We start from the raw sequence: 13,059 nt of genomic DNA on the forward strand, positions 1-13,059 counted from the left end.
GTCAGATTTCCCTCTTGAGGTAGAGCCAGCAGTAGATGCCGACCTGCACGGCGTTGACGAGCTCCCAGCCCGCCTGTCCGTGTTGCGCGAGTGCTGCTTCCACGTCGGCTGTGCGCGCGCCGAACAATCTCGGCTTCACCTGCACGACCTTGTACGACCAGCGTCGACCGCTCATGTCTCGTCGCCCTCCGCGGGCGTGGAATCGCCGGGCTTGGGCAGCCGGCCGGCCTTGCGCAGGGCGTCGCGCAGCACGTATTCGATCTGGGCGTTGAGGCTGCGCAGCTCGTCGTCGGACCAGCGCTGCACCGCCGCCAGCACCTCGGCGTTGATGCGCAGCGGGTAGGCCTTTTTCTCGCTCACCGGCGACGCCCGCGCAGCACGGCGACCAGCATCGCGATCGCCAGTGCGTTGACTGCGAGCGCGATGCCGAGCGCCACGATGACGATGCGGTTGACGTCGCTGCGGGCCCACAACATCGCGGCGGCGCCGACCAGCATCGTGCAGCCGACGACGCGCATGAATCGCACGAGCACCGCGGCCAGGTGCGACTCGCGCTCGTCCGGATCGCGCCGCTGCGCACTGCGCGCCAGCGATTGCGCGATCAGGAATGCCGGCACGCTGGTCAGCGCGAAAGCGAGCGCGATGGCCGAGCCGTCCATCAGTAGATCGAGCCCGCATTGACGATCGGCTGCGTGCCGCGTTCACCGCACAGCACGACCAGCAGGTTGCTGACCATCTGCGCCTTGCGCTCCTCGTCCAGGTGCACGACGCCGTTCTTCTCGAGCTCGGCGAGCGCCATCTGCACCATGCCTACCGCACCGGCGACGATGCGCGTGCGTGCCGCGATGATCGCGTTCGCCTGCTGGCGCTGCAGCATGGCCTGGGCGATTTCCGGCGCGTAGGCGAGGTGGCTGATGCGCGCGTCGACCACCTGCACACCGGCATCGGCGAGGCGTTCGGCCAGTTCCTCGGCAAGGTGCTTGCTGATCTCCGCGGCGTGGCTGCGCAGCGCGAGCTGCCCTTCCTCGTGCTGGTCGTACGGATAGCTCGTCGCCATCGCACGCAGTGCCGATTCGGCCTGGATGTGCACGAAGCTTTCGTAGTCGTTGACGTTGAACACGGCTTCGGCGGTGTCGGCGACCTGCCAGACGATCACCGCCGCGATCTCGATGGGCGAACCATCGAGTTCGTTGACCTTGAGCTTGCCGCTCTCGAAGTTGCGAACGCGCAGGCTCACCTTCTTCTTCGAATAGAAGGGGTTGTTCCAGCGCAGGCCGTTCTTGTGGTCGCTGCCGACGTAACGGCCGAACAGGCTCAGCACCGCGGCCTGGTTGGGCTCGAGCATGTAGAGGCCGAACAGGCAGAGGAACAGCACGGCGCCGATCAGCACGGCGATCATGACGCGCGTGGGCGGGCCCTCGGCGGCGGCCTGCAGGAAGAACGCACCGTCGGCGAGGCCGGCAACCAGCAGCGCGAGCAGGACCGGGATACCGGGCAGCGAACGGGCTTGGATCTCTTTCATGGATGTTCCCTCAGTGGTGAGGAAACGATATCAGATCGATATCACACGCTAACGCCGCTCGTCGGCATCCGCGTCGACGTCGATCCGGTACAGCGGCGCGGGCACGAATTCGCCCGTGGTGAAGACATGGCGGCCGTCGCGGTCCCAGCCCATGGCCTCGGCCTGCGGCAGCCAGGGGAGAGTCAGCACCCGCGGCGGATGCGCGACCGCGCGCGCCCAGTCCTCGTCGGGGGCGCGCTTGTAGACCAGCAGGTAGCGGTAGGTCAGCACCGCAAGCCGAAGTCCGTCGGGCGAGACGCTGGCCGCGGTGACCTGCGCCGACAGCGGCGCGCGCTCGTCAGTGCCGCTCTGCGGCGCGAGCGCGGCGGGCATGCGCAGGCGGGCGATGCGTTCGGCGACGGCGGGCGGGTCGACCTGCGGATGCAACGGCAGGCGGAACAACTCGGGCGGCTGGCGACGCTTGGAGATCAGCAGCACCTCGCCGCGGCTCACGTCGACCGCCACGGCCTCGCAGTCGCGTGGACCGTCGGGCCAGCGGAACACGATCGACCACGCCGGCTTCAGCCGCGCGTTCTCGAGCTTCGCCGGCTCCTCGATCACGTGCAGCTGCAGGGTGCGACGTAGGCCGCCGTTGTCGCCGGTGTCGGCCAGCATCAGGTAGTCGCGGCCCTGCTGGCGGAACGCAGCGATGTCTTCCCAGTCGGTCTTGGGCACGCCTTCCACGCGGAACGTGGCCTTGCGCCCGCCGTCGCGATCCACCGCGAACAGGCGCGGCGGATTGCCGCCGTCGTCGTGCATCCACAGCGTGTCGGCATGGCGGTTCGACACCGCGAGCCCGCTGATCTCGCTCAGCTGCGAGTCCAGCATCAGCCCGCTCACGCGCGCATCGCCGTCGACGGGCGCCCGCGAGCAGCTCGCAAGCACGATCGCCAGCGCGCAGGCGAGGCCGCCGCGCAGTCGGATGGGCAGCCCCGGTCGACGCATGCGCACAGGATCGCATGCGCGTCGCCGGTGATCGACCATGCGACGCGCACGCAGTGGTGCGTGGGTCATGCCGTCGATGCGGTCGACGCCTAGACTGTGCACCTTCCGCAGGACGCACCCGCCATGCCCACGATCGGAACACCGCTGTCTCCCTACGCCACGCGCGTGCTGCTGCTGGGCTCGGGCGAGCTGGGCAAGGAGGTCGCGATCGAGCTGCAGCGCCTGGGCTGCGAGGTCATCGCCGCCGACCGCTATGCCGATGCGCCGGCGATGCAGGTGGCGCATCGCAGCCATGTGCTGGACATGCTCGACGCCGACGCCATCCGCGCGCTGATCGATCTCGAGAAGCCGCACCTGGTGGTGCCGGAGATCGAGGCGATCCACACGCCGACGCTGGTCGAGCTGGAGCTGCATTACCAGCAGGACGGCACGCCCACGCGCATCATCCCGACCGCGCGCGCGGCATGGCTGACGATGGATCGCGAGGGCATCCGCCGCCTCGCCGCCGAAACGCTGGAGCTGCCGACCTCGCCGTACCGCTTCGTCGACACCTACGAGGAGTACGTCGACGCGATCGCGGCGGTCGGCCTGCCGTGCGTGGTGAAGCCGGTGATGTCGTCGTCAGGCAAGGGCCAGTCGACGGTGCACGTCGAGGGCGAGGTCGAGAAGGCGTGGGAGTACGCGCAGACCGGCGGCCGCGCCGGCGCGGGACGCGTCATCGTCGAGGGCTTCGTCGACTTCGACTACGAGATCACGCTGCTCACTGTGCGCCACGTGGGCGGCACCACGTTCTGCGCGCCGGTCGGCCACCTGCAGCGCGATGGCGACTATCGCGAAAGCTGGATGCCGCAGGCGATGAGCACGCGCGCGCTGGCGACGGCGCAGCGCATCGCGCGTGCGATCACCGACGAACTCGGCGGCTGGGGCCTGTTCGGCGTCGAGCTGTTCGTGCGCGGCGACGATGTGTGGTTCAGCGAGGTATCGCCACGCCCGCACGACACCGGCCTGGTGACGCTGATCTCGCAGGATCTCTCCGAGTTCGCGCTGCATGCCCGCGCGATCCTCGGCCTGCCGATTCCCGCGATCCGCGAATACGGTGCCGCGGCGTCGTGCGCGGTGCTCGCGGAAGGGCACGGCGTTCCCGTGTTCTCGAACCTCGGCGACGCGTTGTCGCATCCTGATACCGCGCTTCGACTGTTCGGCAAGCCGCGCGTGGCCGGACAGCGCCGCGTAGCCGTCACGCTGGCTCTCGGCGCCGACGTGGAGGATGCGCGCGAACGTGCGCGGCAGTCGGCCGCGGCGTTGAACATCGACCTGAAATGAGGACGCCTGCATGACCGAGCACACCAGCGGCTACGCCGTTTTTCTCTTCGAGCAGGCGTGGGAAGCGCTCGGCGACGGCATCAAGCCCTACGTGCAGGACGGCCCGGCGGGAAAGCACATCCGCTGCCACGTGGTCGACACCGGCGGCGCGTTCGTCGAGATGACGCTGCCTGCGAAGAACGAGCGTGGCGACGATGCCGAGATGGAGCTCATGATCCCGATGTCGATGGTGCGCATGATCGTGTCCATCCACAGCGACATCGCGTTCGGATTCGCGCGTGATCGCGAACCGCGCGCGAATGCGTTGCCGGTGGTCGGCCCGGACGCGCCGGCGCCGAAGGAGCCCTCGACCGCGATGCCGCACGCCGCGCAGCCGTCGGGTGCGAACGCGTCGGTCGACGACGATCGCCGGCGCCCGCCGGAAGGCTGAGGCGTTCGCGGGTCAGCGCGGCGCGAGGTCGAGCCAGACGAGATGGTGGTCGCTGGCGTCGAGCAGTTCGCTGCCCGGCGCGCCGGCCTTCGGCCAGAACATGCCGCCACCGCGCACGGGCAGGTCGTTCGACGGCAGCACGTAGTCCAGGCGCAGCGTGCCGGCCTCGGGGCCGAAGTCGCCGGTGTGGGTGGTCGTATCGCCCTTGCGTGCGAAGCCGTAGTGCGCCGCGCGTTCGGGGCCGCCTTCGCTGGTCGGCGGCACGCGGCCGTTGACGCGCGCATGGTTCACCAGCTGCAGGATCGCGCCGGGTTCGCCGTCGCCATCGACCGGATCGGCGTTGTGGTCGCCGAGGATCACGAACGAGGCGTTTTGCGCGAGCCCGCCGCAATGGCCGCGGTCGTCGCAGAGCCATGGTTTGTCGCCGGGCGACACGTAGTCCGCCCATAAGCGGATCTCGTCGTAGTTGCGCAGGCCGTTGCGGTTCTCGGGGCCGTCGAACACCGGTGGCGTCGGGTGCGCGGCGAGCACGTGGATGCGACCGAGCGGCGTGCGGATCGGCACGTCCCAATGCGACTTCGACGACAGCGGGAACTTCGCCCACGCGGCTGCCGAATACCACGGCTCGCCCGTCTTCGGATCACGCGGTGCGCGTGCGTCCGGCAGGTTCTTCCAGAGGAAATGCTGGAAGGTGCGGACGTCATTCGTATCGATCGGGTAGCGCGACAGCACGAGCATGCCGTACTGGCCCGGGTGCAGTCCGAAGCCCCACGAATCGTTGCCTGCGCTGCGCCCTTCGCCCCCCACGACGCCGTTGCGGTCGAGATCGAATCCGCTCGGCACGCCCGTGTTGACGGGTGCGAGATAGCGATAGGTATACGTCAGTGCGTCGCCACCACCGGGCTGCGCGACGCCGAGATACCGTTGCTGGAACAGGTCGGCCGCGCGATACGCATCGTCGTAGTCGAACTCGTTGAGCAGCACGATGTCGGGCCGCACGCGTTGCAGCACCGCGGCGACCTTGCGCGCATTCGCGTCACCGCTCTCGAGTCGCTCGATGAGCCCGTTTGCGCGGTCGTCATTGAGCGACGTGTTGTACGTGGCGATGCGCAGCGCGGCGGCGCCGTTCGCACGGATGTCGTGCGCCCACTGGTCGCGGTCTCCCTGCACACGGACGCGCACGCAGGAGGCAAGCACAAGCAGCGCCGCGATCAGCAGCGCGGCAGTCAGGAGTCGGGTCATGGCGTCTCGTCGGGAAAGGCCAGCCACTGGCGGCCGTCGAAGGCTTCGAGCGGGCGGAAGTGCTGCTTGTAATCCATCTTGCGATGGCCCGCGATCCAGTAGCCGAGATACAGGTGCGCGCGGCCTTCCTCGGCCGCCCACTGCAGCTGGCGCAGGATCGCGTAGTTGCCGAGCCCGCGATCGGCATGCGCGGGGTCGTAGAAGGTGTAGACCGCCGACAACGCATCGGGCGTCATGTCGGTGACGGCGACGGCGAGCAATGTGTGGTCGGGCGTCGACGTGCGGAATTCCAGGAAACGCGTGCGGCTCCAGCGGCCGACGAGGAACTGGTCGAACTCCGGTGCGCCGTGGCCGTCCATGCCGCCGCCGGCGTGGCGCGTCGACAGGTAGGCGCGATACAGGTCGAGATGTTCCTCGGTGCGCTCGGCCGGGCAGATGCGCATGACGAGATCGGCGTTGCGACGGAGCGTCTTGCGCTGCGTGCGGTTGCGATGGAAGCCGGCCACCGGGATTCGCACCGGCGTGCAGGCGCGGCACGACGCGCAATGCGGGCGGTAGACGATGTCGCCGGAGCGGCGGAAGCCCCAGCCGAGCGCGAGTGCGTACCAGTCGGGAAGGCGGGGGTCGCGCGGATCGAGCACGAGGTCGCGCGCCTGCCGGTCCGGCCAGTAGCCGCAGTCGTGCAGGCCTGTGTGGAACAGGCGGAGATCCTCGCCCTCGCGCGCCGGGGTGTTGCCCATGGCCGCAGCATACCGCCCGTTGCGGCTGGCCCGCGGCTGAACACGCGCGCGTTCACGTCAACCGCGTCCGCGGCCGGGCGTTTCCCCTGCATCGGCGGCAACGCCTGGCACCCGGAGTAACGCACGTGAAGCACACCCAGATCCTCGCCCTCGCTGTCGCCTCGGTCCTCGCCGCCGGTGCGGCGTACGCAGCCCAGCCGACGACCGCGTCGACGACCGCCACCGCCGGCGCGCGCACCCATGCCCGCATCGACGCCAACGGCGATGGCGTGATCGATCGCACCGAAGCCGCCGCGCGCCCGGGCTTCGCGGCCAGATTCGATCAGCTCGACAAGAACAAGGACGGTCGCATCGACGCCTCCGAGCGCCCGCAGCATGACGGCATGCGCGGTGGCCATGAGGGCGGCTGGAAGAGGATCGACGCCAACAACGACGGCGTGATCGATCGCGCCGAAGCGGCCAAGATGCCGCGCTTCGCCGAGCACTTCGACCAGCTCGACAAGAACAAGGACGGCCGGATCGACGCGTCCGAGCGTCCGCAGCGCGATGGCATGCGCGAAGGTCACGGGGACGGCTGGAAGCGGCTCGACGCCAACAGCGACGGCGCGATCGACCGCACCGAAGCGGCCAAGATCCCGCAGCTGTCGCAGAAGTTCGACCAGCTCGACGCCAACCACGACGGCCGCATCGACGCGAACGAGCGCCCGAAGCACGAAGGTCGCGGCGGCCTCGCGAAGCTCGACGCCGACAAGGACGGCCGACTGAGCCGCGCCGAAGCCGGCAGCTCGCCGTTCGCGTCGAAGTTCGACGAGATGGACGCCAACCACGACGGCTTCGTCGACCGCAACGAGATGCGCGGCGCGTTCAAGCGCATGCATCCGGAGCGCGCGAACGGCGTCGGCTCGGGCGGCACCGGCAAGTCCTGATTTCCCCAACCTGCACGACTTGGCCCGCGTTCTCCGACGCGGGCCAATTTTTTTCGGCGTTTGCGAGAGCGATCGGCGCAATGTCGGGATGCGACGTCGCGCGGCGCGAATCGGTTACGGCGCGACGACCTTCAGCGTCTTCGTCACCTGCCACTCGCCGTTGACGCGACGCACTTCCAGCGTCTTGTACTTGGCCCACATGCGGTGGTGGTAGGCGCTGTATTCGATCGTGCCGGCGTCGGGCGAGGTCGGCCGGAAATGATCGACGTCGACCATCGTCGCCTTGTTCTTCGACGGCGGATGCACGGAGCCGATGTTCTCGTCCGCGATGCGCTGGCAATGCGATGCCGGCACGATGGTCAGCCCCGCACGCGGACGCAGGACATCGCGCACTTCGCGCGGCGCGTCGCGATGATCGACCGCGATGCACGCGACGGGCGTGTCGACGCCCGGCAGCTCCTTCGCGAGCACGGCCTGTGCGACCGGGATCAGCGTGGCGGCGACGTGGCCGTCGAACGGACCGCTCGCCAGCGCGGGCGGCGCCGGTGTGCGACCCGCGCGGAAGAACGCCATCACCACCACGATCACGATGCCGAACAGCAGCGCGACCTTGACCTTGGTCGCGCGTCGCTGCGCCGGCGTGCGCGTGGTTTCGTCGCCGAATTCGGAGCGGAAGCTGAGCTTGGCGTCGCTGGGGCGCGTCGAGTCGAGCAGGCCGGCGTCGCGCAGGATCTCGCGTGCGCGTCCGCTGTCTTCCGATCGAACCACCCACACCGCTGGCCGTGCCGCTTCGCCCTGGTCGCGATAACTCACCGTCGAGCGGCGCCCGCCCTTGTACGAGCGGCCGTCGGTGATGCGTACTTCAATGTCCGCCTCGCGCAACAGCGCGGCGACGCGTTCGACGTTCTCGAGCCGCGCGCTGGAAAAGACCTGGCGCATCAGCCGACCATCGGGCCGCGGGCGGCCTTGTCGTCGAGCACGCGGATCATGCCTTCCTGCGCGGTGCTGGCGACGAGCCGGCCCTGGCGGTCGTAGATCATGCCGCGCGCAAGGCCACGCGCGCCCTGCGCGCTGGGGCTGTCGATCGAATACAGCAGCCAGTCGTCCGCGCGGAACGGGCGGTGGAACCACAGCGCGTGGTCCAGCGAGGCCATCTGCACGTTCGGCTGGTAATAGCTGATGCCGTGCGGGAACGTCGCGGTACCGAGCAGGTGGAAATCGGACGCGTACGTCAGCAGTGCGCGATGCAGTTCGGGTTCGTCGCCCACCTTCTCGCTCAGGCGGAACCATACCTGCTGGTAAGGCGGGCGCTTGGGCGGACGCAGCTCGTCGCGCGGATACACGTGGCGGAACTCGAACGGCCCCTGCCGCGACAGCCAGCGCTGCACCTTGGTCGGCAGGCGCGCGAGCACTTCCGGCGGCACCGCGTGGTCGTGTTCGACGTCTTCCGGCTGTGGCACTTCGGGCATCGACAGCTGGTGCTCGTTGCCTTCTTCCTCGTGCTGGAACGACGCGGCGAGGAACAGGATCGGCTGGCCGTGCTGGATCGCGGTCACGCGGCGGACCGAGAAGCTGCCGCCGTCACGCGTGCGGTCGACCATGTAGAGGATCGGTGCTTCGATGTCGCCGGCGCGCAGGAAGTAGGCGTGCAGCGAATGCGCGGCGCGCGGGTCCTTGGCGGAGTCCATCGTGTTCTGTGCGGCGGCCAGGCCCTGGCCGAGCACCTGCCCGCCGAAGACGTACTTGGTGCCGATGTCGCGGCTCTGGCCGCGGAACACGTTGTCTTCGAGGCGTTCGACCGCGAGCAGGTCGACCAGCTCGGAAACCGGGGAGGTCATGCGCGGAAAATCCTTGCGGAACGGCCGCGAAGTATACCGGCCGGTGTTTTACGGCCCGGCGGCGGGCACGTTCAGGCGCTGCAGCGGCACCTCGGCCAGCACGTGGTCCCAGGGGAACAGCGGGCCGGGGTCGCGCTTTCGATGCACCTGCCGGGTCGGGTCGTCCGTGGCTTCGACCATCGTGGTGTCGAGGTCCTCGTGCCCGGCGATGAATCGCAGCGCAGGGTGCCGGGCGACGAGCCGCTTCAGCAGCGCTACCAGCGTATCGATCTGCGCCGGCGTGTAGGGCTCGGTCATCGCCTGGTGGTCGGCGTCGAGCCAGCGCGGGTAGCGGCCGGTGTTCACCAGTTCGATGCCGATCGAGCGCGGGTTGTAGCCGCGCGTGTGGTTGGCCACGCGATCCGTCGATACGTACTGGTGCAGCGAGCCGTCGCGGTCGATGTAGAAGTGCCCGCTGTTGCCGGTGCCGCTGCCTTCGTAGAGCACCTTTTCGCCGAACATGCGCGATTCGGCGAGCGTTGGCACTTCGGTGCAATGGATGACGACGAGGTCGACCTGCGACAGCGGCCGCGCGGCAAGGCGGGACTCGTAGGGCAGGGGATCGACGTCGATGGGCAGGGGCGGGAGGTCGGGCAGCATGCGGCGATGCTAACCGCTGGCGGCCGGCGGGCCGCGTACGCATTCGACGTCACGGGTCGACGCTACGATCCGGGCATGAACCGCTTTCCCGATCGCTCGATGCTCGGCGCGCTGATGGCCCGTTTTCCGCGCGAGGGCCGCGTGGAATGGCTGGGCGTGCGGCCCGCGCGCGATGCGCCGGTGCTGGCGCGTGACGTCGTCGAGGCCGTGGCCGACAAGGGCCTCGTCGGCGACCGCTACGCCGGCGGCAGCGGCAAGCGCGGCGTCACCCTGCTGCAGGCCGAGCATCTGCCGGTGATCGCCGGCCTCGCGGGCGTCGATGCGATCGACCCTTCGCTGCTGCGTCGCAATGTCGTGGTCAGCGGACTCCCGGTGATCGCGCTCAAGGGCCGGCGTTTCCGCATCGGCGACGTCGTGCTCGAAGGCACCGGACCCTGCGACCCGTGCTCGAAGATGGAAGCGGCGCTGGGCGAGGGCGGCTACAACGCGATGCGCGGCCACGGCGGGCTGTGCGCGCGCATCGTCGAAGGCGGCGCAATCCGCCTCGGCGACGCCGTCATCGCGCTCGACTGACACGCCCGGTGCACGGACCGGCGACAATGGCGGTCTTTCTCGGCTCGGCCCCCGCATGCGCGGACACTGCATCCTCTCCCACGGCTTCGAAAGCGGCCCCGACGCCACCAAGGTGACGGCGCTGGCCGACGTCGCCGCGCGCCTGGGCTTCACGCACGAGCGACCGGACTACACGGATCTCGACGCCATGCGCCACGTCAGCCCGCTCGGCGACGTGGCCGCGCGCGTCGAGCGCCTGCGCGATCGCGTGCGCGACGCGGCGCAGCGCGGGCTCGTCGTGCTGGCGGGTTCGAGCCTGGGTGCATGGGTCAGCGGGCGGGTGTCGCAGGAGTTCGACATCGCCGGCCTGTTCCTGATGGCGCCGCCGATCCGTCTCGACGCGCAACATCCGCTCGAAGCCGCGCACGTACCGACCTCGATCATCCACGGCTGGGACGACGAACTGATTCCCGCCGACGACGTGATCGCGTGGTCCCACAAGCGCCGCGCCACGCTGCTGCTGGTCGACGACGCGCACCGGCTGTCCAACCATGTCGAGGCCAGCGCGAACGCGTTCGCCGCGCTGCTCGCGAGGCTCTGACCGATGCGTTTTTTCGCCAGCTGCGGCAAGGGCCTGGAGTACCTGCTCGTCGACGAGCTGCTAGCGCTCGGCTGTGCGCACGCTACCGCGACCGTTGCCGGTGCGAACGTCGAAGGCACGCCGATCGATGCGCAACGCGCGGTGATGTGGTCGCGGCTCGCCAGCCGCATCCTGTGGCCGATCGCCGAGTTCGACTGCGCCGACGAGCACGCGTTGTATGCCGGTGCATCCGCCGTCGACTGGACGCAGCACGTTCCGCCACGCGCGACCATCGCGATCGATGCGCATGTGAGCGGCAGCGGCCTGACCCACGCGCAGTACGCGGCGCAGCGCGTGAAGGACGCGATCGTCGACACGCTGCGCGCGAAGACGGGCGCGCGTCCGGACGTCGATCTCGAGGCGCCGGACGTCCGCATCAGCCTCGTCGTGCGAAAGGGCCGCGCGATCCTGTCGATCGACCTGTCGGGCGCGCCGATGCATCGACGCGGCTGGCGTCGCAAGCAGGTCGATGCACCGCTGAAGGAAAACCTCGCCGCCGCCGTGCTGATGCGCGGGCGCTGGATGGAGGCGTATCGCGAGGGCGGTGCGCTTCTCGACCCGATGTGCGGCAGCGGCACGCTGATGATCGAAGGCGCGCTGATGGCCGCCGACGTCGCGCCCGGACTGCTGCGCCATGGCGACGATGTGCCGACGCGCTGGCCCGGTTTCGACACGGGCACGTGGAAGGATGTGTGCGTCGATGCGATCCGTCGCGAAGCGGAAGGTCGCGCCGCGCTACGCCACGTATTTTTCGGCCGCGACATCGATCCGCTGGCCGTTCGTGCCGCGCGCGACAACGCGATCACGGCGGGGCTTGTCGACATGATCGATTGGCAGGCGGCCGACGTGCGCGATCTCGCGTCGACGTTGCCGCCCGAAACTGCCGCAGGCACCGGCGTCGTGGTTTGCAATCCGCCTTACGACGCGCGCCTCGAAGCGGATCCCGCGCTCTATCGCGCGCTCGGCGACGCACTGCGTCGCACCCTGCCGACATGGCGTGCAAGCCTGCTCTGCGGCGATGAATCGCTCGCGCGATCGACTGGCCTGCGTGCGAAGAAGACGTACCGCATGTTCAACGGCGCGATCGAGACGGTGCTGCTCACGGTCGACCCCATCGGCCCTGCGCGCGATGCGGCGAATGTCCAGCCGCCGACCGCGTTGTCGCCCGGCGCCGAGATGGTCGCCAATCGACTGCGCAAGAACCTGCGCAAGCTGAAATCCTGGCGCGAGCGCGAAGGCATCACCTGCTTCCGCGCCTACGATGCCGACCTGCCGGAATACTCGGCGGCGATCGACGTCTACACCACCGACGAACGCGAACCGCGCACGTTCCTGCACGTGCAGGAATACGCCGCGCCGGCCGACATTCCGGAAGCCGATACGCGTCGTCGTCGCAATGAACTTCTGAACGCCGCGCGCGAGGTGTTCGCGGTGCCGCGCGACAACGTCGCACTGAAGACGCGCGAGCGTGGCAAGGGCGGCAGCAAGTACGGGCACTTCGATCGTCGCGGCGAGTTCGTTGTCGTGCGCGAGGGTCGCGCGCACCTGCGCGTGAACCTGTTCGACTACCTCGATACCGGCCTGTTCCTCGATCACCGGCCGCTGCGCCTGCGGATCGCCGAAGATGCACGCGACGCGCGCTTCCTCAATCTCTTCGCCTACACCGGTGCGGCGACCGTGCACGCGGCGCTGGGCGGCGCGCGCTCGACGACGACGGTCGACCTGTCATCGACCTATCTGCAGTGGTGTGCGGACAACCTGCAGGAGAGCGGTGTCGGCGGTTCGCGCCACCGGCTGGTGCAGGCCGACGCCATCGCGTGGCTGGAAGGCGACACCGGACAATACGACCTCGTGTTCTGCGACCCGCCGACGTTCTCGAACTCCAAGCGCGCGAACGACTTCGACGTGCAGGCCTCGCACGTGCGCCTGTTGCGTGCGGCGGTCGCACGCCTGGCGCCGGGTGGCGTGCTGTATTTCTCCAACAACTACCGCCGCTTCAAGCTGGACGAGGCGCAGGTGTCGGTCTTCGCGAATGTCGAGGACATCAGCGCCAGCACCATTCCGCCTGATTTCGAGCGCGACGCGCGCATCCACCGCTGCTGGCGCATCACCGCGCGCGACTGACCCGGGCTGGCGTCACGGATGGAACGAAACGTGCGCTCCGTGCCCACTTCGGTTTGCCGGTCGCGCCGCCATGCTTTCCGGCATCGAATCGCTGGAGGT

At 69.1% G+C, this 13,059-nt stretch carries 16 protein-coding genes; 6 read left to right on the forward strand and 10 right to left on the reverse strand.

Annotated features, from left to right (window positions below):
• Window position 1: 1 nt before the first annotated feature.
• Genes ACKTTN_RS05445 through ACKTTN_RS05465 form a run of 5 tightly spaced genes read right to left on the reverse strand, consistent with a single transcriptional unit; the run spans window position 2 to window position 2,575 of the window.
• Window positions 2–175, reverse strand: a complete 174-nt coding sequence (locus ACKTTN_RS05445) for a DUF4177 domain-containing protein (RefSeq protein WP_407908875.1) — start codon at window positions 173–175, stop codon at window positions 2–4.
• On the reverse strand, window positions 172–360 hold the full coding sequence (locus tag ACKTTN_RS05450; protein ID WP_407908876.1) for an Arc family DNA binding domain-containing protein: 189 nt from the start codon (window positions 358–360) through the stop codon (window positions 172–174). The genes ACKTTN_RS05445 and ACKTTN_RS05450 overlap by 4 nt, the downstream gene beginning before the upstream one ends.
• Window positions 357–659: a hypothetical protein gene (locus ACKTTN_RS05455; protein ID WP_407908877.1), complete on the reverse strand. Its 303-nt coding sequence runs from the start codon at window positions 657–659 to the stop codon at window positions 357–359. The genes ACKTTN_RS05450 and ACKTTN_RS05455 overlap by 4 nt, the downstream gene beginning before the upstream one ends.
• A complete protein-coding gene (locus ACKTTN_RS05460; protein ID WP_407908878.1) occupies window positions 659–1,522 on the reverse strand; it encodes an SPFH domain-containing protein in 864 nt (287 codons plus the stop codon). Before ACKTTN_RS05460 ends, ACKTTN_RS05455 begins: the two co-directional genes overlap by 1 nt.
• A gap of 48 nt (window positions 1,523–1,570) precedes the next feature.
• Window positions 1,571–2,575, reverse strand: a complete 1,005-nt coding sequence (locus ACKTTN_RS05465; protein WP_407908879.1) for a hypothetical protein — start codon at window positions 2,573–2,575, stop codon at window positions 1,571–1,573.
• Window positions 2,576–2,629: 54 nt separating this feature from the next.
• Between ACKTTN_RS05465 and purT the strand changes: the two genes are divergently transcribed.
• On the forward strand, window positions 2,630–3,829 hold the full coding sequence (gene purT, locus ACKTTN_RS05470) for a formate-dependent phosphoribosylglycinamide formyltransferase (protein ID WP_407908880.1): 1,200 nt from the start codon (window positions 2,630–2,632) through the stop codon (window positions 3,827–3,829).
• A 10-nt stretch (window positions 3,830–3,839) separates the two neighbouring features.
• Window positions 3,840–4,259, forward strand: a complete 420-nt coding sequence (locus ACKTTN_RS05475) for a hypothetical protein (protein ID WP_407908881.1) — start codon at window positions 3,840–3,842, stop codon at window positions 4,257–4,259.
• Between the two features lie 12 nt (window positions 4,260–4,271).
• On the opposite strand, the gene ACKTTN_RS05480 is transcribed toward ACKTTN_RS05475, so the two are convergent.
• Together ACKTTN_RS05480 and ACKTTN_RS05485 are read right to left on the reverse strand one after the other, a co-directional pair.
• Entirely contained in the window at window positions 4,272–5,501 is a 1,230-nt protein-coding gene (locus ACKTTN_RS05480; RefSeq protein ID WP_407908882.1) for an endonuclease/exonuclease/phosphatase family protein, read from the reverse strand.
• Entirely contained in the window at window positions 5,498–6,241 is a 744-nt protein-coding gene (locus tag ACKTTN_RS05485) for an arginyltransferase (protein ID WP_407908883.1), read from the reverse strand. The genes ACKTTN_RS05480 and ACKTTN_RS05485 overlap by 4 nt, the downstream gene beginning before the upstream one ends.
• 125 nt (window positions 6,242–6,366) lie before the next feature.
• Between ACKTTN_RS05485 and ACKTTN_RS05490 the strand changes: the two genes are divergently transcribed.
• Window positions 6,367–7,167 carry a hypothetical protein gene (locus tag ACKTTN_RS05490; RefSeq protein WP_407908884.1) on the forward strand — a complete coding sequence of 267 codons (801 nt, stop codon included), beginning with the start codon at window positions 6,367–6,369 and terminating at the stop codon, window positions 7,165–7,167.
• Between the two features lie 114 nt (window positions 7,168–7,281).
• Here the strand turns inward: ACKTTN_RS05490 and ACKTTN_RS05495 are convergent, their stop codons facing one another.
• Genes ACKTTN_RS05495 through ACKTTN_RS05505 form a run of 3 tightly spaced genes read right to left on the reverse strand, consistent with a single transcriptional unit; the run spans window position 7,282 to window position 9,641 of the window.
• The gene (locus ACKTTN_RS05495; protein WP_407908885.1) at window positions 7,282–8,106 is read right to left on the reverse strand and encodes a putative signal transducing protein; all 825 of its coding nucleotides are present in this window, start codon (window positions 8,104–8,106) and stop codon (window positions 7,282–7,284) included.
• Window positions 8,106–9,005, reverse strand: a complete 900-nt coding sequence (locus tag ACKTTN_RS05500) for an acyl-CoA thioesterase (RefSeq protein WP_407908886.1) — start codon at window positions 9,003–9,005, stop codon at window positions 8,106–8,108. Before ACKTTN_RS05500 ends, ACKTTN_RS05495 begins: the two co-directional genes overlap by 1 nt.
• A 48-nt stretch (window positions 9,006–9,053) precedes the next feature.
• Window positions 9,054–9,641 carry an N-acetylmuramoyl-L-alanine amidase gene (locus ACKTTN_RS05505; RefSeq protein ID WP_407910017.1) on the reverse strand — a complete coding sequence of 196 codons (588 nt, stop codon included), beginning with the start codon at window positions 9,639–9,641 and terminating at the stop codon, window positions 9,054–9,056.
• Window positions 9,642–9,719: 78 nt separating this feature from the next.
• Between ACKTTN_RS05505 and ACKTTN_RS05510 the strand changes: the two genes are divergently transcribed.
• From ACKTTN_RS05510 to rlmKL, 3 genes are read left to right on the forward strand one after another with little or no spacing between them, the layout of a single operon-like run.
• Window positions 9,720–10,217 (forward strand): MOSC domain-containing protein, encoded by a 498-nt coding sequence (locus ACKTTN_RS05510; RefSeq protein ID WP_407908887.1) that lies wholly within the window; start codon window positions 9,720–9,722, stop codon window positions 10,215–10,217.
• 55 nt (window positions 10,218–10,272) lie between these two features.
• Window positions 10,273–10,797 carry a YqiA/YcfP family alpha/beta fold hydrolase gene (locus tag ACKTTN_RS05515; RefSeq protein ID WP_407908888.1) on the forward strand — a complete coding sequence of 175 codons (525 nt, stop codon included), beginning with the start codon at window positions 10,273–10,275 and terminating at the stop codon, window positions 10,795–10,797.
• 3 nt (window positions 10,798–10,800) lie between these two features.
• The gene (gene rlmKL / locus ACKTTN_RS05520; RefSeq protein ID WP_407908889.1) at window positions 10,801–12,960 is read left to right on the forward strand and encodes a bifunctional 23S rRNA (guanine(2069)-N(7))-methyltransferase RlmK/23S rRNA (guanine(2445)-N(2))-methyltransferase RlmL; all 2,160 of its coding nucleotides are present in this window, start codon (window positions 10,801–10,803) and stop codon (window positions 12,958–12,960) included.
• Window positions 12,961–13,059: the final 99 nt, after the last annotated feature.

Source organism: Lysobacter claricitrinus (genome assembly GCF_045866565.1).
In the GTDB taxonomy this organism is placed as follows: Bacteria; Pseudomonadota; Gammaproteobacteria; order Xanthomonadales; family Xanthomonadaceae; genus Cognatilysobacter; species Cognatilysobacter claricitrinus.

Coding starts and splice junctions, on each gene's coding strand:
- ACKTTN_RS05445 (WP_407908875.1), bottom strand. CDS start 175: ATGAGCGGTCGACGCTGGTCGTACAAGGTCGTGCAGGTGAAGCCGAGA.
- ACKTTN_RS05455 (WP_407908877.1), bottom strand. CDS start 659: ATGGACGGCTCGGCCATCGCGCTCGCTTTCGCGCTGACCAGCGTGCCG.
- ACKTTN_RS05460 (WP_407908878.1), bottom strand. CDS start 1,522: ATGAAAGAGATCCAAGCCCGTTCGCTGCCCGGTATCCCGGTCCTGCTC.
- ACKTTN_RS05465 (WP_407908879.1), bottom strand. CDS start 2,575: ATGACCCACGCACCACTGCGTGCGCGTCGCATGGTCGATCACCGGCGA.
- purT (WP_407908880.1), top strand. CDS start 2,630: ATGCCCACGATCGGAACACCGCTGTCTCCCTACGCCACGCGCGTGCTG.
- ACKTTN_RS05475 (WP_407908881.1), top strand. CDS start 3,840: ATGACCGAGCACACCAGCGGCTACGCCGTTTTTCTCTTCGAGCAGGCG.
- ACKTTN_RS05480 (WP_407908882.1), bottom strand. CDS start 5,501: ATGACCCGACTCCTGACTGCCGCGCTGCTGATCGCGGCGCTGCTTGTG.
- ACKTTN_RS05485 (WP_407908883.1), bottom strand. CDS start 6,241: ATGGGCAACACCCCGGCGCGCGAGGGCGAGGATCTCCGCCTGTTCCAC.
- ACKTTN_RS05495 (WP_407908885.1), bottom strand. CDS start 8,106: ATGCGCCAGGTCTTTTCCAGCGCGCGGCTCGAGAACGTCGAACGCGTC.
- ACKTTN_RS05500 (WP_407908886.1), bottom strand. CDS start 9,005: ATGACCTCCCCGGTTTCCGAGCTGGTCGACCTGCTCGCGGTCGAACGC.
- ACKTTN_RS05510 (WP_407908887.1), top strand. CDS start 9,720: ATGAACCGCTTTCCCGATCGCTCGATGCTCGGCGCGCTGATGGCCCGT.
- ACKTTN_RS05515 (WP_407908888.1), top strand. CDS start 10,273: ATGCGCGGACACTGCATCCTCTCCCACGGCTTCGAAAGCGGCCCCGAC.
- rlmKL (WP_407908889.1), top strand. CDS start 10,801: ATGCGTTTTTTCGCCAGCTGCGGCAAGGGCCTGGAGTACCTGCTCGTC.